Source organism: Paenibacillus endophyticus, assembly GCF_014192395.1.
Lineage (GTDB): Bacteria > Bacillota > Bacilli > Paenibacillales > Paenibacillaceae > Pristimantibacillus > Pristimantibacillus endophyticus.
Genome location: NZ_JACHXW010000012.1, coordinates 55,912 through 76,703 on the forward strand (window position 1 = coordinate 55,912; position 20,792 = coordinate 76,703).

At 47.8% G+C, this 20,792-nt stretch carries 15 protein-coding genes; 13 read left to right on the plus strand and 2 right to left on the minus strand.

From position 1 onward, the window contains the following. Positions 1 to 221 precede the first annotated feature (221 nt). The 7 genes from FHS16_RS18905 to FHS16_RS18930 all read left to right on the plus strand — a co-directional run bounded on the left by FHS16_RS18905 (position 222) and on the right by FHS16_RS18930 (position 10,705). Complete coding sequence (locus FHS16_RS18905) at positions 222 to 1,565, plus strand: FAD-binding oxidoreductase (protein WP_183566060.1); 1,344 nt, start codon at positions 222 to 224, stop codon at positions 1,563 to 1,565. A gap of 317 nt (positions 1,566 to 1,882) precedes the next feature. Beyond that, complete coding sequence (ppsA, locus tag FHS16_RS18910) at positions 1,883 to 4,498, plus strand: phosphoenolpyruvate synthase (protein WP_183566063.1); 2,616 nt, start codon at positions 1,883 to 1,885, stop codon at positions 4,496 to 4,498. 114 nt (positions 4,499 to 4,612) lie between these two features. Continuing rightward, positions 4,613 to 4,741: a DUF6254 family protein gene (locus tag FHS16_RS31480; RefSeq protein WP_221226408.1), complete on the plus strand. Its 129-nt coding sequence runs from the start codon at positions 4,613 to 4,615 to the stop codon at positions 4,739 to 4,741. A 499-nt stretch (positions 4,742 to 5,240) separates the two neighbouring features. Beyond that, the gene (locus FHS16_RS18915) at positions 5,241 to 5,696 is read left to right on the plus strand and encodes a hypothetical protein (protein ID WP_183566066.1); all 456 of its coding nucleotides are present in this window, start codon (positions 5,241 to 5,243) and stop codon (positions 5,694 to 5,696) included. Then, entirely contained in the window at positions 5,653 to 7,275 is a 1,623-nt protein-coding gene (locus FHS16_RS18920) for a response regulator (protein WP_183566069.1), read from the plus strand. Before FHS16_RS18915 ends, FHS16_RS18920 begins: the two co-directional genes overlap by 44 nt. Before the next feature lie 155 nt (positions 7,276 to 7,430). Then, positions 7,431 to 9,464 (plus strand): family 20 glycosylhydrolase, encoded by a 2,034-nt coding sequence (locus FHS16_RS18925; RefSeq protein WP_183566073.1) that lies wholly within the window; start codon positions 7,431 to 7,433, stop codon positions 9,462 to 9,464. Positions 9,465 to 9,619: 155 nt separating this feature from the next. Next, complete coding sequence (locus FHS16_RS18930; protein WP_183566076.1) at positions 9,620 to 10,705, plus strand: Gfo/Idh/MocA family protein; 1,086 nt, start codon at positions 9,620 to 9,622, stop codon at positions 10,703 to 10,705. Between the two features lie 294 nt (positions 10,706 to 10,999). On the opposite strand, the gene FHS16_RS18935 is transcribed toward FHS16_RS18930, so the two are convergent. Together FHS16_RS18935 and FHS16_RS18940 are read right to left on the minus strand one after the other, a co-directional pair. Further along, on the minus strand, positions 11,000 to 12,289 hold the full coding sequence (locus tag FHS16_RS18935) for a sensor histidine kinase (RefSeq protein WP_183566079.1): 1,290 nt from the start codon (positions 12,287 to 12,289) through the stop codon (positions 11,000 to 11,002). Continuing rightward, a complete protein-coding gene (locus FHS16_RS18940) occupies positions 12,279 to 12,968 on the minus strand; it encodes a response regulator transcription factor (protein WP_183566082.1) in 690 nt (229 codons plus the stop codon). Before FHS16_RS18940 ends, FHS16_RS18935 begins: the two co-directional genes overlap by 11 nt. A 227-nt stretch (positions 12,969 to 13,195) precedes the next feature. Between FHS16_RS18940 and FHS16_RS18945 the strand changes: the two genes are divergently transcribed. The 6 genes from FHS16_RS18945 to FHS16_RS18970 all read left to right on the plus strand — a co-directional run bounded on the left by FHS16_RS18945 (position 13,196) and on the right by FHS16_RS18970 (position 20,639). Further along, positions 13,196 to 14,002: a polyphosphate polymerase domain-containing protein gene (locus FHS16_RS18945; protein ID WP_183566084.1), complete on the plus strand. Its 807-nt coding sequence runs from the start codon at positions 13,196 to 13,198 to the stop codon at positions 14,000 to 14,002. Next, positions 13,995 to 14,684: a DUF4956 domain-containing protein gene (locus tag FHS16_RS18950; RefSeq protein WP_183566086.1), complete on the plus strand. Its 690-nt coding sequence runs from the start codon at positions 13,995 to 13,997 to the stop codon at positions 14,682 to 14,684. Before FHS16_RS18945 ends, FHS16_RS18950 begins: the two co-directional genes overlap by 8 nt. Before the next feature lie 35 nt (positions 14,685 to 14,719). Next, positions 14,720 to 16,795 (plus strand): carbohydrate-binding domain-containing protein, encoded by a 2,076-nt coding sequence (locus FHS16_RS18955; RefSeq protein ID WP_183566088.1) that lies wholly within the window; start codon positions 14,720 to 14,722, stop codon positions 16,793 to 16,795. 185 nt (positions 16,796 to 16,980) lie between these two features. Further along, positions 16,981 to 18,405: a spore germination protein gene (locus FHS16_RS18960; protein WP_183566089.1), complete on the plus strand. Its 1,425-nt coding sequence runs from the start codon at positions 16,981 to 16,983 to the stop codon at positions 18,403 to 18,405. A gap of 13 nt (positions 18,406 to 18,418) precedes the next feature. After that, on the plus strand, positions 18,419 to 19,537 hold the full coding sequence (locus FHS16_RS18965; RefSeq protein ID WP_183566091.1) for a Ger(x)C family spore germination protein: 1,119 nt from the start codon (positions 18,419 to 18,421) through the stop codon (positions 19,535 to 19,537). Positions 19,538 to 19,544: 7 nt separating this feature from the next. Next, positions 19,545 to 20,639, plus strand: a complete 1,095-nt coding sequence (locus tag FHS16_RS18970) for a GerAB/ArcD/ProY family transporter (protein ID WP_281379148.1) — start codon at positions 19,545 to 19,547, stop codon at positions 20,637 to 20,639. Positions 20,640 to 20,792 lie beyond the last annotated feature (153 nt).

Here is a 20,792-nt window from a genome sequence, read left to right on the forward strand (position 1 = left end):
TTCTGTCAGGCTCACAAAATACTATCTATCGCAACCCATACAACCAAACAAAATAAGAATGACTAATGAGAGCCGCAATCAATTGATTGCGGCTCTTTAAACATTTTATTAACAGTAGCCCATACCTGCCAATTATGCCTTTCATAAGATAGAAGGTATGAAGAATCCTGCCTAATAAACGACACAGATGTATATTCGAGCAATTATAGGGAGTTGAGATTGTGCAATCAACAACGAAACTTACTGGCCGCGTGATATTTAAGGGAAACCCGGGATATGAAGCAGCCCGGAAAAATTGGGATCCGCATACGGACAGATTTCCTAAAGTTTTTGTGTTTGCTCAAAGAACGATTGATGTTGCAAACGCCATAAGATGGGCCCGCAAGAACAATGTACCCATTCGGGCAAGAAGCGGAAGACATGCCTTAGAGACCAACCTTTCCCAGGTTAACGGAGGCATAGTCATCGACGTCAGCGATATGAAGAAAATCAGGCTGAATAAAAAAAGCAGGACGGTTGTGGTTGAATCAGGCAATCGTGTAGGAAGAGTCGTAGATAAGTTAGCAAGGCAAGGATTTATCGCTCCGTTTGGTGACAGTCCATCGGTTGGAATCGGTGGAATTACGCTTGGTGGGGGGATTGGCCCGATCCAAAGGACGACCGGTCTCATCAGCGATAATCTAATCGGACTAGAAATGGTAGACGCCAAGGGAAGAGTAATCCAGGCGAGCAAAAAACGCAACTCCGATCTCCTGTGGGCTTCCCGCGGCGGCGGTGGCGGCAACTTTGGCGTATACACCAAATATAAATTCAAAGTACTGCGTGCTCCAGCCAAAGCTACCGTATTCAGCATTTCCTGGCCATGGGAACAGTTCGAAAAAGTCGTGAGGAAATGGCAAGTGTGGGCTCCTAATGCCAGCACCAAGCTGGGCAGCGAACTAAGCGTCGGTCCCAAAAAAGGCGGCAATGTCAGCATGATCGGCCTTTATCTGGGATCTAAAACAGAAGCCTTGCGTCAGTTAGAGCCTATTCTCAGCGTGGGGACGCCTACTCAAAAAACCATCCGGCTACTGCCTTATCTGAAAGCTACTCAGTTTTTATTAGCTCCCGATCCCATTCTTACCCAGAAGTTCAGCAACCAATTTTCAAGCGGCTTTGGCAAACGTCCATTTCCGGATAAAGCTTATAAAGTCATGCGCCAGTTTCTAGAAAAAGCAGAGGGAGGGACTCCAGCGGGATTTTTCTTCCTTAACTGGGGCGGTGCCATCAGTCGGATCGCACCTAGAGCTACCGCATTCTACTGGCGGAAAGCACAATTTTATGTGGAATGGAACAGCTCATGGGTTAAGCCTTCTCATGCGGCTAAAAATATTGCGTTAGCTCGGAATACTAGGAAGAAGCTTCAGCCTTATATCGTAGGCTCCTACATCAACGTGCCTGACCAAGGTATTAAATGTTCTGGTCCTGTTTATTATGGCAAGAACTTTCCTAGATTGCGCAGAGTTAAAGCTAAATATGATCCGACCAATGTGTTTAATAATCCTCAAAGTATTCCTCCGGCATAAACGATTAACTAGTAAGGGGGTAACACTTGTAGAGGGGGAACGCTTGTAGAACAGGCGTTAGGGAGATAAGCCGTCATAGCGATAGTACGAAATATAATTGATCCGCTGACTGATGATAGCATAACAGAAAATAAAAAAAGAACCTGAGTGCTTGCTCAGGTTCTTTCATTTGCATATAAACAGTCACGATGATATACTCAGATCACGACTTCAATTTAGGATAAATATATAATTAATGCATCATATATTCATATCATAACACACCTTAAAATTCTTGTCAAATGCTTTTATCAATTTATGGTTAGGGGCGATCTTGAATGGGTTCTTTGGTTCTCGGTTTTCAGGAAGTGGATAAAACACAGTTTTTGCTCGTTGGCGGAAAAGGGTTCCATCTAGGTGAATTATCAAAAATGGATGGCATACATGTACCAGAAGGATTTTGTGTAACAACAGAAGGCTATCAAAAAGCCATCGTACAAAACGATGCATATCATGCGTTGTTGAAACAACTCACGCTGTTAAAGGCAGCAGACCGTGTTCAAATTGCTGAAATTAGCAGTCAGATACGTCGGACCATTATGGAAGCAGAAATTCCTTCCGACGTTGTGAAAGCAGTTACTCACTATCTCACTCAGTTTGGCGATGAGCATGCTTATGCCGTGCGTTCCAGCGCGACTGCTGAAGATTTACCACATGCCTCATTTGCTGGTCAACAAGATACCTATTTAAATATCATTGGCAAAGAAGCAATCTTCCAGCATATCAGCAAATGTTGGGCTTCTTTATTTACAGACCGCGCGGTCATTTACCGCATGCAACATGGATTTGACCACAGTCAAGTCTATTTATCCGTTATCGTTCAAAGGATGGTTTTCCCACAGGCTTCAGGGATATTATTTACCGCTGATCCCGTTACTTCAAACCGAAAACGGCTCTCCATCGATGCCAGTTTTGGACTTGGAGAAGCGCTGGTCTCTGGCTTGGTATCTGCCGATTGTTACACCGTACATGAAGGGGAAATCGTCAATAAGAGAATCGCATCCAAGAAATTGGCTGTCTACGGATTAAAGGAAGGAGGAACGGAGACAAGGCAGATCGACCCTGATCAACAAAAGCTCCAAACACTTACCGAGCAACAAATTATGCGACTTGCACACATCGGAAGACAGATCGAAGCTTATTTTGGTTTTCCGCAAGACATCGAATGGTGTTTAGCCGATGATACGTTTTATATTGTCCAGAGCCGGCCAATTACTACTTTATACCCGATTCCTGAAGCGAATGATCAAGAAAACCACGTCTATGTATCCGTTGGCCATCAACAAATGATGACAGATGCGATGAAACAATTGGGACTGTCATTTTACCTATTAACGACTCGTGCACCTATGCGAACAGCCGGTGGAAGGTTGTTTGTTGATATCACGCAAAATCTGGCTGCGCCTGCCATCAGAGATATGGTAATCGATGCCTTGGGAAAATCCGAACCACTCATCAAAGATGCGCTTCTGACCATCGTAGCGCGAGAAGGTTTTATAAAATCATCGCCAGTTGACAATAAAGTACCGAGTTCCGTTAAATTCAAACAAGAGCAATCGTCTTCGGGTCTGCCAACGCCATTCGAAAGCAATCCGACTATCGTTACTGATTTGATTAAGAGTAGTCAAACATCATTAGAAGCGTTAAAAAGAGATATCCAAACGAAATCAGGATCCGATTTATTTGATTTTATTTTAGAAGATTTCCAGCAATTAAAAAACATTTTATTTAACCCACAAAGTCTAGAAGTGATTATGGCTGCTATGGATGCTTCATCTTGGATCAATGAAAAAATGAACGATTGGTTAGGTGAAACTAACGCAGCGGACACGCTTTCTCAATCGGTCCCAAACAATATAACTTCGGAAATGGGTCTGGCGCTTTTGGATGTCGCAGATGCGATCCGCCCTTATCCAGAAGTAATCGATTATTTGCAACATACAGAAGAGGATAGCTTTTTGGAAGAAATGTTTCAATTGCATGGCGGGAAAGCTGCCCAAGAGGCGATCTATGCTTATCTCAACAAATATGGCATGCGGTGTGCCGGTGAAATCGATGTAACCAAGGCTCGTTGGAGTGAAAAACCGCTAACGCTTATCCCGATAATCCTAGGTAACATCAAAAATTTTGATCCCCATGCTGGCATTCGAAAATTCGAACAAGGAAGACATGAAGCTTTTGAAAAAGAAATTGAGTTATTAGATCGTTTGAAGCAATTGCCGAATGGCGAACAAAAAGCCGAAGAAACCAAACGAATGATCGACTTGGTCAGGAATTTCATCGGGTATCGCGAATATCCAAAATACGGCATGATTAATCGCTACTTCGTTTATAAGCAAGCTTTGTTGAAAGAAGCCGAACAACTTGCACATGCAGGCGTTATTGATGAAGAAGAAGATGTCTACTACCTCTCTTTTGAACAATTTCACGATGTAGTACGTTCAAAAAAACTGGATTACCAGATCATCAGCAAACGAAAAAACGAGTACAAATTATATGAAAAACTAACTCCCCCGCGTGTAATGACATCTGACGGCGAAATCATTTCGGGAAAGTACAAACGAGAAAATCTCCCTGTCGGCGCTATTGCAGGCCTGCCTGTCTCTTCCGGATTGGTTGAGGGACGAGCACGTGTCATCTTAAGTATGGAATATGCGGATCTGGAGGATGGTGATATATTAGTCACCACCTTTACGGACCCTGGCTGGACGCCTTTGTTTGTATCCGTCAAGGGGCTAGTCACCGAGGTTGGGGGGCTGATGACACATGGGGCGGTTATCGCGCGTGAATATGGCCTGCCGGCGGTGGTTGGGGTAGAAAATGCTACCAAACTGATCAAAGATGGCCAACGAATTCGCGTGCATGGAACTGAAGGATATGTCGAAATTTTGTAATGGCTGAATCCAAATTAATCCCACGCTGCTCAAAAAATGATGAATTAACGCAGCCCCTGAATGACATCATAAGTAAGTAGTATTCATCTCATTTTCCAGAGGAGGTTATCTTTTATGGCTCACCAGAAGAACAGGAAGGAAGCTGCCTGGAAGTCACGAAAGCAAGAACAGCATCCCCATGGTAAAATCAAATCGCTTAAGGAATTGTCCAGCGAATATGAAGAGAAGCATACTACTCATTAAGTTTAAGACTGTCAGAGATGATTTCCTCTGGCAGTCTTCTTTCGTTCAAAGCATAGGTTTTTAGCTTATGGCATAATTAATCACTTATCTGAGATTAAGAAAAGTTATTGGGACATTCTCTACCGACTAATCGGCACAATTGTGTGCCGGTTTTTTTATTTACATAGCTGCAGAATTTGTGATGATTGTTTAAAAATCTTTGACTTTTATATAGCTTTCTCTGAGATGCTTGAATGTTATATTTATATATACTTGCGTAATCCGATCAGGCTTGGATTGGCGCTGTCACTTGAAAAGGTATTTAACAGAGGAATGGCACAGTGGCATGGCGAAATAGAGAACGACCCAGTAATTTTCCAGCACAGGTTTTTTAACGATTGAATGTGTTCCTTAAACAGAACATTAAGTTGGGCTGGGCATTCATAAGGTAAAAAAAGTACCAATCGAAAGTCAAACTTCTCATCTATGAATCCAATCTTGCATCGTGGATAATTAACGTATGCGACTGCCAAGAGCTGGCAGTCAACTCGACGAATCTCACGACGCTTCCTCCGGAGACGATCAAAATGGCTACGGTTGCAGTCGCTATTTGACCGATCGTGCTCGTTATCCTTTGCTGCAAAAGTCTTTCATCAAAGGCGTCATGATCGGCGCGATGATCATCCTCGTCCCGATTGATGCTGTCAGCATCTTTGCCAGCCTCCGCTCCGAACAGATTCTAGAACGAAGGGTCGATGAACAAACCAGGATTGCCCTTTCATCAGCCATGGAAGGGATGGTTATGACCATGAATAATATCGAGAACATGTACATGGCTTTGGCAACGGATACGAATCCGGCAGATCTGACCATCGCTAGCATTGAAAATGAGGGAACAACCGTCTTGTTACGGATACCAATCGGAGGTGCCTATGAATCTCATGATCGTAGAGGACGAGCTTCGTCTACTGAATAACCTCGCCCGCAACATTCCTTGGGAAGAGCATGGAATTGAGCTGGTCGCGACGGCTGGCAACGGAATGGATGCGTTAATACTGTTCGATCAGATGAAGCCAAATATCGTGCTTCTTGACATTCATATGCCCGATCTGGATGGTCTGTCCGTCGCCAAACGAATAGCTCAAACGGATCCGCTAGTGAAAATCATCTTGCTCAGCGGGCACGATGATTTCAAATATGCCCAGATTGCCATCGAGCTGCATGTCATGAAATATTTGCTCAAACCTTCCGGGAATACGGAAGTGCTGCAAGCCGTATTAGAGGCGAGGGAGAGTATACGCAGCGATCTTGAGGCCAAGTATAACCAGGAATTAATGCAAAAAAAATGGGCGGAGCATCTGCCGAGACTCCAGGATATCTTCTATCAAAGCTGGATAGAAGGCAAATATGCGGAATGGGAAATCGAGCAACGCAGCCGGGAATTAGGTATAACGCTTCCGGTCAACGCATTATGGGCTGTGACGGTTGTAGATCCTGATCCTTTAACGAACCCGGAAGGCCGATTTAGTGCGGAAGATATTATGCTTGTAAAGATTTCGCTGCTTGGAATTGCAAAAGAATTTCTGGATAAGGTTCCTTGCTTTATTTCGACCAATCACTCCAGCGCGACGGTGCTTGTATTCTTTGATTATACGCGCAATGGTGGCGATCCTTCATCAGCAAACGACTTTATGGCAGAGGTTCACCTCCATACGACAAGGCTATTGAGCGTACTCAAGGAGTTTCTCAAGATAACGGCCAGTGCTGGAATAGGCCGTGCGTGCGACCGGCCGAATAGTGTCTGCGATTCTTACCGGGAAGCTTGTCTAGCGCTGGAAGAACGAGTGGTTCACGGTCACGATATCGTCGTACCATATCGAGACAAGCGCGAGCCGCGCAGCATTGTTGCCGCGGATATCCAGAGGGAACAGGTGCTTGTGCACGCGCTGGAGACCGGGCAAAGAGAAAAAGCGATCGCGATGATTGATAAATGGGTCCATGTCTATGTTGACCAGGCTATGACAAGCGACGAGGTTCATCAAAATATTTTGCACCTGAGCTCGCTATTCGTTCGGATCATTCAATTGAAAGGCTGGTCACTCAAAGAAATCGTCGGCAGCCATATTACGTATTTTTATAATCTGCGCGCTTTGACAACCAAAGACCAGACGTTGCAGTGGCTTTATGAAGTAATTGATCGATTCTGCCTATATGTCAATGATAGCAAACATAACAGCCGTCACGAATTAATCCGTCAAATGATCGAATGGGTAGATTCGAGCATTAACGAGGATATCGGACTTCATGAGGTGGCAAGCAAGCTGTACATTAATGCCTCATACTTATCGAGGCTGTTTAAGCAGCAGATGGGGCAATCGTTCACCTCATATATCGTGGAGCGCAAAATGAAGCTTGCCATGCAATGGCTGACAGAGGGGATGAAGGTGTCTGAGACGGCGGAATTACTGGGCTACCGGGATTTCAGCTATTTCACCAAAGTATTTCGCAAAACGTGGGGCGTGACGCCAGCCGATGTTAAGAACAAAAAAGCATGAGCATACAAATAGGATACAGATTGTCAGACATAGCGCTTCGCGTAAAAATGAATCTAAAGTAGTCGTTCGGCGAATTAGCGGCTCAATGAATGCGGACAGAATCGGCTATTTAAAACAATTCGGTTTAGACTGAAAAGAAAGGGACGGGTATCGCCATGAAAAATGTTTCGAACGATTACTTGACGAGGTATGCCTTGTTGGAGGAAAAGGGGGGGTATGTGACGACTGCCACGAAGCTGGCGACCGCGCATACAGCCGTAATTTCGCTTCTGGAGGGAGTCCGTTCCGGCGTTTCTGAACTGCCGTCGTTTCCCTCTATTCAGTTCAGAGAAGGGCAATGGCCGACACGGCTGCAAGACCGAATTCGCGAAACGTTCGGCCCTGAGGAATCTCGCGGTAATGAAGATGAGGCCTATGCCATCGAGATTGAAGCAACAGGCATCGAGGTGTACGCGTTAACGGCGCGCGGTTCCCTCTACGGGGCGGCGACTCTCAGCAGGCTGGCGGAAGAAGGTCTCATTCGATATGGCTTCGTATACAACCGGCCGATTTGCCCCGTTCGAGGGCTGAAGCTGTACATGCCAACAAGGGAAGGCATGGATTATTTCAAACAATTCATCGATCTGCTGTGCCGCTTCCAATACAATACTGTCGTGCTCGAAGTCGGAGGAGCGATGGCGTATGAGAAGCATCCCGAAATTAACGAAGGTTGGGTCCGCTACTGTGAGGAGATGAGTGAGTACAGCGGCAAGACGATAGAAATTCAAGACAAGACCTACCCTTGGTACAAAAATTCCATTCATGTGGAGAATGGCGGCGGAAGCTATTTGACTCAAGATGAGGTACGGGAACTGATTCATTACTGCAAGGAGCGGTTCTTCGAGGTTATTCCAGAGGTGCCTTCGCTCAGCCACTGCGATTATTTGTTGATTAATCACCCGGAGCTGGCCGAACGCAAGAACGATCCATATCCGGATACCTATTGCCCGTCGGACGAGAGGTCCTATGAGCTTCTCTTCGACGTACTGGACGAGGTGTTGCAGGTATTCGAGCCTCGGACCGTGCACGTCGGACATGACGAATATTATAGCATCGGACTGTGTGAACGATGCAAAGGCAAGCCAGCTGAGAGCCTATACGCGGATGATTTGCGGCGAATTCATTCTTATTTGGCCGAACGCGGCGTGCAAACGATGATTTGGTGCGAGAAGCTGATCGATGCTGAAGATAAGTTCGGAGAGAAATGGGGCGGCGCCGAAAGAGCGATGAAGAGCCATGTGACCGGCGAGCTATTCGGAGAGACGATCCCAGCGACGTTCCAGGCGATCAATCTTCTGCCGACGGACATTCAGATGCTCAACTGGTATTGGGGCATGGGGAAGCAATATGACCGGTTGTTCCTAGAACTCAAGATGCCGCTGATCTACGGAAATCTTGAAGGACCGGCTTTCGTAGGCTGGAAGGAGCGGCTCCGGGCAGGTGCCAGGGGCGGAATAATCTCGAACTGGAGCGAGACGGCGGAAGGGAATCTGCAGCGCAACGGCATTCTGTTCTCGATGGCCTACTCGGCATTCCTGTTCTGGAGAGACGACTACGAGGAATCGGCATATGGGCAAGTCATCGAGCAGGCCTTCGAGGCTCTTTATCGGGATAAGAATCGCAGACTGCTTAGAACCGCCGAAGCCCAAAGAACAAACGCAGCCAATGGATCGACGCGGGGTACGACATACGTCGAGGTGACGCACACGACGGATGAATACAGGGAGTATAAACTGTTTTTTGATGGTGTCTTTTTGGATCAAAAGGAGTACCGGATCGGAGCGTACACGTTCGTCTACGAGGACGGAACCGAAGAGGAGCTCCCCATCTGCTATGGATTTAACATCTCCAATAAAGATCGCTCATGGGAGCGGTTTCTCTCCCTTGATTCGGCTCCGCTCAAGAAGGAGGCGTACAAGGTCGACGACGCCTTGTTCGAGACGGCCTATACAACCCGTCCGATGCCTACTGCAGAAGGAACCTATTACCGGTGGATGATTGAGAACCCGTATCCGAACAAAAGGATCAGCGGTGTTCGGCTGACCGTGGACAATCCCGCCGCGTATAGCATTTACGTGAAGGAAATGAGGGCCTTTCCGAATTCTCCAGTCTGGCCATGCCAGAATCTTAGTCCAGACAAGAAAAGCTAACGAGCTAGGTTACGTTTTCGCGAGGTGAAGGAAGCAAGCCCTGTATTCATCAGTAGTTGTCCAAGGCATTAATAGATTGACATTAACTATCATTAAATGGGGATATTGCACCCATGCTATGGACCATATAAACAAACGGAAAGGATGAAAACGTAATGTCCCCTATCCTGAACGTCGGTATTATCGGCTTGGGCGAAGTCGCACAGGTGATTCATCTGCCGGTTCTCGCCGCGATGCCCGATCACTTCCGCATCGCGGCTCTGTGCGACGTATCTCCGGGGCTGCTTGCCGCTATGGGCAAAAAATACGGCGTCGGCCGAATCTACTCCGACGCTAGCAAGCTCACGAGCGATCCGGACGTAGACGTCGTATTTGTGCTGAACAGTAACGAATACCACGCGGACTGTGCGATCGCAGCCGCGAACAACAAGAAGCATGTCCTAATCGAGAAGCCGATGTGCTTAACGTTCACGGAAGCCGACGCCATCATCGAGGCGAAGAACCGAAACGGCGTGAAGGTCATGGTCGGCTATATGAGGCGCTTTGCGGCTTCTTTCGTGGAAGCGGTCCAATTAATCCGCAGCATGGACCGGATTCATTATGCGCGGGTCCGGGATATCATTGGACTTAATTCCTTCTTCATCAAGCCTACGAGTCATACGATTTCGTTCGGGGACATTCCGGAATCACTGAAGGAGGACAGATACCGCAGAACAGCGGCGCTCGTAGAGGAAGCCACCGGAATCGCGGCCGGTTCACCGCTACACGACGTATACGGCCTGCTAGTCGGACTGTCCAGCCATGACCTATCCGTCATGAGGGAGGCGCTCGGCATGCCGCAAGGCATCGTCGGAGCCAAGTATACGGAGACAAACGGCTTACCGTTTTTGACTGCGATTTTCGACTACGGCAGCTTCTCCGTCGTGTTCGAGACTGGCGTTGACGGACAGGGGCGCTTCGATGCACATCTGAAAGTGTACGGGATCGGCAAGTCCGTCAAGGTTCAGTACGATACCCCGTATATTCGCCATCTGCCGACCACGCTTACCGTCTGCGAAACCGTTGGCGAAGCGTACACGGAATCCGTCCGACTGCCGACCTATACCGATCCGTATACGCTGGAGCTGAAGCATCTGCACGAGGCGATTACACAGAATCAAGAGCCGAAGACGACGCCGGAGGAATACAAAGACGATCTTGTGTTGTTCAAAATGATCATTGATGCCTTGGCCAAAGTATGATGGAGGAAAGGGATGGAAGGTGAGCCCGATAAACATCGTGATGCTGCATAGCATGCCCTGCCGGTACGGATTATTGCGATGCCGAGATTCAAGTTATTCGCTACGATGAAATAGAGGTTGATTTGATCTATATCGGAAGCAGCGTAGGCGATGTGCCGTTGAACAAGCTGAGCGACAGTTCGCATCGTTATTCCAAAGATCGACGAGTCAGCACATCGGATGCCTAGAAACGGCAACAATCAAAAAGCCCTTGCGACCGCTCAAACGGTCGAAAGGGCTTTTTCGTTGCGAGGCCTAATCCAGATGCAGATAAAAAGTCGTCGATTCCCCAAGCTCGCTTGTCGCATATAGCTTGCCAGCATGCTGATCAACGATGGACTTTGCAATAGAAAGACCCAGACCGTGGCCGCCTTGGGTGCGAGTGCGGGAAGAATCCGTCCGATAGAATCGGTCGAAGATCCGGTGCAAGTGCTCCGAAGCAATGCCTTCGCCTGTGTTGGCGACCGATAGGACGACATCTTGATGCTGTTTCTTCAGCGCAATCTCGATTAATCCTCGCTGACCCGCGTATTTGATCGCATTGTCGAGCAAGATCATGATGACTTGCTTAATCTGCTCACTGCTGCCGTTCACTGTCAGTCCGGGCTCAATATCATATACGAGTTGGAGCTCCTTCTCGAAAATAACGGCCTCCATTGTCAGTATAATTGTCTCCACCGCTTCGCTCAGGTCAAACTCGGCGTGCATCATCGCGGAACGCGCGTCCTCCATCTCAGTCAGGTAGAGGAGATCGCTTGTCAGCTTGGCCATGCGCAGCGTCTCCTGCTTAATGACATGCAGCCACTTTGCTTGGTTTACGATCGTATCCTCGCTGTTAGCGAGCAGCACATCCGCGTTAGTCTGAATGACCGCAAGCGGCGTCTTCAATTCATGGGAAGCATTGGCGATAAACTGCTTCTGCTTCTCGAACGCCTCTTTAACTGGAGCAATGGATCGGCTGGCAAAATAACGGCTGATGAAATAGATGAAGACGAGCATAACGAGAGCAACAGCCCCGAATGTGTAAATCAAATTCGTCAAAATGCCTTGCTGCGCGGTGATATCCATAAAAACGAACATATTGCCTGCAGAAGAAGTGGATTGAACGATGAACGCCCATTCATTGCCGTCCAGCTTAAGTTGGCCGGTCGTTTTACCCGCAGCGAGTGCCTTCTCGAGAGCCGCTTGGAAAAAGGACTCCTCCATATCAAATCGCGAGTCGGTGCTCGTTAACGTGCCGGAGCTGTCCGCTTCTAGCTTGAACGATACGGACCGTTCAGGTCTCCAGCCGTCGTCTTTCATGCCTGCAGGCAGCTCGCCTTGTAACTCTTCGGGAGGTGGGGCGCCGTCATCGACCGGTTCGAACCGTCTAGGCCCGTCCTGCTGTTTATGGTAGAATTCCGAAACTTGGTGAAGCTCCATATTGATGTCGCGTCTCACGTCTTGATAGGTGATCGCATAAATGGCCGTGAAAGCAGCGAGCATCATGACGGTGATCGTGATCAGGTTCAACAAGAGAAAACGGTTTTTGAGTTTATTGAACATGCTGCTCCGTCACCTCTAGAATGTACCCAACGCTCCTGATTGTTGCAATCTTCACGGACGCATGAAGGAAGGCCAGCTTCTTCCGAAGGAACGAAATGTACACCTCCACATTGTTGTATTCCGCGTTCGAATCGAAGCCCCACAGCTTTTCAATAATTTGCTCCTTCGACGTGACGGCAAGCTTTCGCGTCACAAGCAGCTCGAGCAGCTCGCTTTCCTTCAAATTCAGCTTCAATTCCTTGCCCTTGACTGTCAGTTTCAAAAGCGTTGTGTTCAGCTCAATATCTCCGAACGTCAACGCGTCCTCAGGAACGACCTCTCCCTTACGCCTCAGCGCAGCACGTATGCGTGCCATCAGCTCCTCGGTCGAGAACGGTTTGGCGATATAGTCATCCGCTCCGTAATCGAGTCCGGTAACTTTGTCTGTAATCTCGCCTTTGGCCGTAAGCAGGATGATTGGTGTCGCCTCGCCATCGCCCCTCAGCTTGCGGAGCACGGCAAAGCCGTCCATCTCCGGCATCATGACATCGAGCAGCAGCAGATCGTAGATTCCGCTCAGCGCGTAATCGTAAGCGGATCGGCCGTCGTGGACGACATCCACGGAATAGTTCTGCTTCTTCAATAATTGGGATAGGGCTTCCGCCAAATGTATTTCGTCTTCCGCGATTAAAATTCGCATCGGCTGTTCATCCTTTGTTGTTTACTAGATTTGCTATCCCCATTATAGCAAGCGAACCTTTAATCAACCTTAACTGTTTTCTTTCGCTCGTGTTCAATCGCTATATATAGGAAGCGCGATTTATTAAGAAAATGTAAATCGATTTAAGATTCATTAAAGGTTGAAGGACTAAGATACAGACATGAGAGACGAGACCACATCGAACGTCAGAAAGGAATGATACAGGGATGGCTATTGAGGTGTTCAACCGATACGAGAACAAATACTTGTTGGATCACGATGCGTATTTGCGATTTTATAACGACCTGCTTGAACATATGGAGCTTGATGCTTATAACAAGCAGCATGAATTTTATTCGATCAGCAACCTTTACTTCGATACTCCTCATGATTCGCTCATCCGGACGAGCCTGTCGAAGCCGAAATACAAGGAAAAGCTTCGGCTGAGAGCGTACGGCGTGCCGAGCGGCGACGCGAAGGTGTACCTGGAGATGAAGAAGAAGGTGTTCGGACTCGTCAACAAACGAAGAACAGGGATGAAGCTGAACGAAGCCTACGAGTTCGTGCAAACCGGGATCGAGCCAGCGCTCCAGCCTTACATGAACAAACAGGTGATCGAGGAAATCAAATATTTCCTATGCCGCTACGAGCTCGAACCGAAGGTATATCTGGCTTACGAACGAATGGCGATGTTTAGCAAGGAGAGCCGAGACCTCCGCATTACGTTCGACACGAACATCCGCCATCGCCGGTACGATCTGGGACTGGATCTTGGCGATCATGGCGAGCTTCTTGATCCAGCCAACAAGTGGCTGATGGAAGTAAAAGCCGAAAACACGATTCCGCTGTGGTTGTCGCGGCTGCTATCGGAGCATGGATTGTACCGCACTAGTTTCTCTAAATACGGCAACGAATACATAAAAACGGTTAGACACGGCCATGAACGACCGATGTTGCGGGCGCAAAAAACACCGGCCGCGCAAACGACACAAATAACACCATTTATAGAAAGAGAGCGTGTACGCTATGTTTGATTTCGAAACTTTATTCAATCCTACGACTGCGACTACCACAATGACACTTGGCAGCTCGATCATCACGATTCTAATCGCCATTGCCCTCGGCGCCATTATCAGCTTCACTTACATGAAGACAAGCATGGCGGGCTATTCACAAAACTTCACGCTAACCATGATCATTCTGCCCACAATCGTCGCCATTATTATTCTCCTGATCGGCAGCAACATTGCCCGAGCTTTCAGCCTTGCGGGTGCCTTCTCGATTATCCGGTTCCGAAGCGCGCCCGGCGATCCAAAGGATATCGCTTACGTCCTGTTTACGATGGCGGCTGGTCTCGCTTGCGGCGTAGGCGCCTTCGGCTACGCGGTATTATTCACTTTAATCCTTTGCGCCTTGATGTTCATCTTGAGTAAAACCAACTTCGGAGCGAGAAAATCGGCTCAGAAGCTGCTCAAAGTAACGATTCCAGAAAGCCTGGTCTACGAGGAAGCATTCGACGAAGTATTCGATAAGTTTGGTGTTGCGTATGAATTGAAAAAAATCCGTACGACTGAGCTTGGCAGCTTGTATGAGCTCGTCTACACCGTCACGTTGGATCAGAACACGAACCAGAAGGAATTCCTTGACTCGATCCGATGCCGCAATGGCAACTTGGATTTATCCTTGACGATGTCCCCCACGGCTACGGCTGAATAACGCAACACCCATTACAATTCGGAAGGAAGATCGATATGAAAAAGACGAATTTAAAACATTATGTAGGCGTAATCGCCTTGTGCACGGTACTGCTAGCTTCGGCCTGCAGTAATGGAAGCAGCAATACGAGAGCATCCGGCAATGCGGCGGTCGTTGAGACTTCTTCAACGGTTCAGCAGACAGAAACGGCTGCAGTTGCGACAACCGAGCTGTCGATGGACGAACTCGTGGAGTTCGACGATGAAGACTACAACACGGAGTGGAGCGAAGACAGTTCGACGAAGATTGTTTTTAGTGGCACATCGGCTAGCGTAACGGGTGCTGGAGCCGCAACAGGTGAAGGCGGATCGGTGAGCATAACGGAAGCTGGCACGTATGTATTAAGCGGCATACTGAACGACGGCCAGTTGACGGTGAACGTGCCGGACGGCAAGGTACACTTGATCTTGAACGGCTTGGAGCTTCATAATAACGACAGTGCTCCGCTGTATATCGTGGAAGCCGATAAGGTTGTTGTAACACTGCAAGACGGCACGGAAAACAAACTGTCGGACGGCACGAGCTACGTCTATGCCGATGCAACCGCCGAAGAACCGAACGCAGCCTTGTACAGCAAGGCTGACCTGACGATTAACGGAACGGGCAAGCTGACGGTGGTAGGCAACTTTAACAACGGCATCAACAGCAGGGACGACTTGAAGCTGGTATCTGGCACGATCGCGGTTAAGGCTGTTGACGACGGCGTAATGGGCAAAGACCGCGTGGCTGCTCTCGAAGGCGTGAAACTGACGGTGGAAGCAGGCGGTGACGGCGTGAAAGCGACCAATGCAGAAGAAGAAGGCAAAGGAATTATTGCCATCGCCGGCGGCATGTTCGACATTGCATCCGGCAACGACGCGCTTCAAGCGGAAACATCAATGCTAGTTAATGGCGGTACGTTCTCGCTCATAACTGGTGGCGGCAGCGTGAATGGAGAGACGTATGCCGAAGAGAGCGGCGGCTGGGGCGGCGGTCAACAAGTAGCACCAGATGCGGCAAGCACGGCAACGGGTACGGATGCGACTGCAACGGAAGATACATCGACTAGTGCGAAAGGATTGAAAGCAGGTACGGATATTCAAGTGGGAGGCGGTACGTTCAAGATCGACTCAGCGGATGACGCTATCCACAGCAATGGCAATCTGACGATAGCTGGCGGCGAGCTCATGCTCACTACCGGTGATGACGGCATCCACGCGGATACAGCAGTTACGATCACAGGCGGGAAGATTAATATTACGAAGAGCTACGAAGGGATCGAAGGCTCCATCATTACGCTGGCTGGCGGCGAAGCGACAGTAACGGCATCAGACGACGGCGTGAACGTAGGAGGCGGGAACGACGGTTCGTCAGTGAACGGACGTGCGGGCCAGAACACGATTACCGACGGCACGCATATGCTGACGATTACCGGAGGCATATATAACGTGAACGCGACCGGCGACGGACTCGACTCCAACGGTTCAATCGTGATGAGCGGCGGCACGGTAACCGTTAGCGGTCCTACCAAGGCGGGCAACGGCTCAATTGATTACGACGGCACTTTCGAGATGACGGGCGGCTACCTGATCGCCGCTGGCAGCTCGGGCATGGTGCAATCGACTTCCGATACGTCGACGCAGCAATCGGTACTCATGACCTTCCCGCAGGCACTGGATCCTCGAACGATGGTGCGCCTCGAGGACAGCAAAGGAAACGCTATCGCGACCTTCGCTCCGTTAAAAACATTCCAATCGATCATGATCAGCTCGCCTGACCTGAAGCAAGGCAGTACGTACACAATCTACTCGGGCGGCTCATCTACCGGCACCGAAACGAACGGCCTATACGAAGGCGGCGAGTACACGGGCGGTACGAAAGTAGTCAGCTTCGAGATTACGAGCGCTGTCACTTGGGTGAACGAGTCAGGCGTCACGACAGCTCAGAGCGGCATGGGCATGGGCGGTGGAAGAGGCGATATGGGCGGAGGTGAGCGTCCAATGAGAGGCCAAGGCGGTCAGCCTCCGGCTGACGGCACGGTCCCCGAGGCCGCACCGCAACGTACGGCTGGTACAGGCACGCAAGAGCAATAACGAATCATTGCGGTAATCATATGCAAATCATTCTTTTGGAGGCAAACCGGTAATCAATCATCTGATGGATTACCGGTTTTTCATTTATTGGTCATGAGACGACAAGGACGAGAACTCATTTATAGGAATGGTTGAATAAAAGAAATCCAGATGGCAATCCTTAGGAAAAACAGGGGGGATTGCGGATGGATCAGCTCTTACGAAGTTTCTCGACAATCATACAGAAAAGGCTGAACGATTCACCTGACCTCGTGACAAAAAACTATTGCGTGCAAGAACAATTCGAAATAACCTGCATGTATTTGTCTACCATAACGGATCAAAAGCTAGTCGATGAATTGGTCATCTCAGGCATATTGACGCCACATTCCCCGCTTCAGAATGGCCAAAACCCTTCTCAATGGCTAATGTCTGCATTTATACAAGCGGAAATAAAAGAAGTGAGCGGGGCGGATTCGTGCATTAAAGAATTATTGGAAGGTCAATGTATTGTAGCCTTCTCCGGACAACGCGCCATATCTATAAACGTCTGCAAACAAGAACAACGCAGCATAGCCGAGCCCGAAACAGAATCCGTAGTCCGAGGACCGCGTGAAGGCTTTGTGGAGGATTGCTCCCGCAATATTTCGCTCATCCGTAAACGGCTGAAGAGCGAAAAATTGGTGATTGAAGAAATGATCATTGGCAGTGAAAGTAATACAACGGTCTGTTTGATCTATATGCGCGGTATTGCCGACCCTGACTTAATTAATGAATTTCGTAATAGGCTGAAGGCCATCCAAACCGAGAGCATTCTCGAGAGCGCCTATATAGAAGAATATATCCAGGACAAGACAATGACTCCATTTCCTCAATTCACTTCATCAGAGAGGCCTGATGCTATTGCTGCAAAACTGCTCGAGGGACAGGCAGCCATCATTACGGACGGAACGCCTAATGTATTAGCAGGTCCTATTACGTTTTTCCAGTCATTTGCTACGTCTGAGGACTATTACCAAAGAGCTGACATTGCTACCGTATTGCGATGGCTCCGCATGCTGGCTTTTGTTATTGCGGTATTTACTCCATCCTTATACATTTCCGTTTCAACCTATCACCAAGACCTGCTTCCCTCGTCCATGTTGGCTAACCTAGCCTCTCAAAGGGAAGGCGTCCCATTTCCTAGCGTGATAGAAGCTTTCGCGATGATGATCATATTTGAAGTTCTTCGGGAAGCCGGGCTGCGCATGCCAAGAATATCCGGTCAAGCAATATCCATTGTTGGAGCATTGGTGCTCGGCCAAGCTGCGGTAGAGGCTGGTATCGTATCGGCCGCAATGGTCATTGTCGTATCGTTAACTGCAATCGCTAATTTTGTGGCTCCGAGTTATGGATTTGGCATCGCACAGCGGCTGATCCAATTCGGATTCATGTTTTTAGCCAGCTTATTAGGTTTGTTTGGCGTGATGTGCGGCGTTTTTGTACTGCTCATCCATTTAGTATCCTTGCGTTCTATGGGCGTTCCGTATTTTGCGCCGCTGGCACCGCTAAAGCTTTCGAATTGGAGAGACACCTTTATCCGTATTAACCGGCCCCTAATGAACCGGCATCGGAGAAAAAGGAATGGGTAACGGGAGATTCATAATGAAGAAAAAGCTTATTATTATGTTCTCCATTTTGCTTTTTTGTTCCGGATGTTGGGACATGAAAGAAATTAACCAATTGGCTATCGTCGACATGATCGCCATAGACCGGGATGAGAAAGGCATGTTTATTGCCTATTATCAAATTCTCAATCCCCCTAGCATAGAAGCACGAAGGTCAGGCCCGTCTAGAGCAGCCGTTTACACGTATGAGGTTTCGGCCCCAACCATGGGAAACATGCTGGAAAAAACCGGGGCAGTCATGTCTAGAAATTTATACACCTCGCATCTGCAGTGTTATGTCGTATCGGAGCGGATGGCAAGGGCAGGCTTATTGAAAATGGCCAATTATTTGGAAAATTATAAAGAGCGCAGAACGAATGTTTATGCGATCGTATCGGAAGATCCCGTCTCCAAAGTGATCAATACGTTTACGCTATTGGACCGGGTTCCAGGAAGAAATATACGTTTATTGCTCGATTGGCATGCAAGAAGACTCGGCATAAACAAATTACCGACAAGAATGAATGATCTTGTAGAAGGCATTCCTTTTAGCAGACCGACCATCATGCCCATTATTCAATATAAAGGAAATGGTTCAGCATCACTGGCGGATCGTCTGGAAGATATCAACGCTACGAAACAGAGCATAACCTTCAATGGGGGAGCTGTATTTATAAAGGCTAAAATGGTCGGGAAGGTAAGCGATGAGATCAAGAACACATATTATGTCCTAAACGGATATGCGACCCGTAAACAAGAAACGTTTAAGGTCAATGGCGAAACGGTTGATATCGCATTAAATGATATTCAAATCAAGCGAAAGTGGATAACGAAGGATAGGCTTCAAATTCGGGTCGATGGAAATATAGGCATCATTAATAATGAGCAGGGAGTAAAGCTAACGCTTCAAAATATCGAGAAAATGGAGCTGGAATTCAATCGCACATACAAAAAAAAGTGCGAACAGTTCGTCAGCTTTGCTAAGCAAAAAAACTGGGACATGCTTGGCATCGGAGATACGGACCATGGCCGGAAAAGATGGAAGGACATTCAAGTCGAATTCGAAGTCCATTCGAAGTTAACCACTTTAGGAAACACAATCACACCTTACGAATAGGAGAATGATGTTGGAGCAAACCTCATTAAGTCCTTTCCAAATGTTTTGTCTTGTCTCTTGTTTTGTTGTGGGGACTACTTTTATTATGATGCCAAACGCCACGATCTCAGATGCAAAGCAATTTGGATGGCTTGTACATTTATGGGGTACCCTTTTTGGTGTTATTGTTGGATTTGTTTGGATTTACGTCTCTCAGAAACATCCCGGTCTTTCGCTTGTACAAATATTAAACCGTGTATTCGGAAAGTCCGCAGGGGCGATCATATCCGTCTGTTACATTGTTTTCTTCCTTCAAATTGCTGCTTGGGTAACAAGAAATGTAAGTGACTATATGCATGTGACGATGATGCCAAGGACACCTCAGACGATATTCCATATCATGACTCTGGCGGTTTGCGCCTATGCGGCAGTGAAAGGGATACGGGCTATATCACTCGTTAGCATATTTATCGTTCCCTATATTTCCGTTTCCTTTTGGATTCCTTATTCGGTCATGTTAAATGAATGGGAGTGGCGAAATTTCCACATTCCGAATGATTTTCATTTTTGGCCGATTTTATCTGAAACCAAATATGCCCTAGGCTTTCCTTTCTTAGAGACAGTCGCTTGTATGATGATATTTCCCATGGTTCGAACAAAGCTCAAAACAGCCGTATTGGGGGGAACCGTCTTTGGCGGCATTCAGATCGCGCTATCCGTATTTTTCGCGATTGGCGTTCTAGGCGTATATCGATCTTCCCATCTCCTGTACCCGAAGTATACGATATTTCGTGAAATGGAGTTTTCCAGCTTTTTTGAGCATCTCGAATCCGTCATTTCCGTAAACATGCTGTTAGTCGTATTCGTAAAGTTGAGTGCAATTTATTACTTTGCCGTATCCGCAATTTGCCAAGTGTTTGCCATACGCAACCGAGCCGTTGTCGCCGTCCCGCTGATTGGGGTCATCTCCGCTTATTCGCTATTGTTCTCAAACATTGCTGAGAATGCGAAGTGGATCCATGATTATTTGTTTATTTATTATGTTCCGTTCGGGATCGGTTTCCCCGTTCTTATCGTCGTATTTACTTGGCTTCGCAAAAGAAGAGGGGAACGTACAACATGATTGTTCTCTTGGGGACATATATAATCTTTTCAGCCGCAGCATTCCTATTTCTCCGATTTGCGCGAATACATAGGAGAGAAGTATGGGCGTTTTGCATTATCACATGCATTGGCTTCATACTATGGACGAGCATCGTTATCAGACATCCGCTAG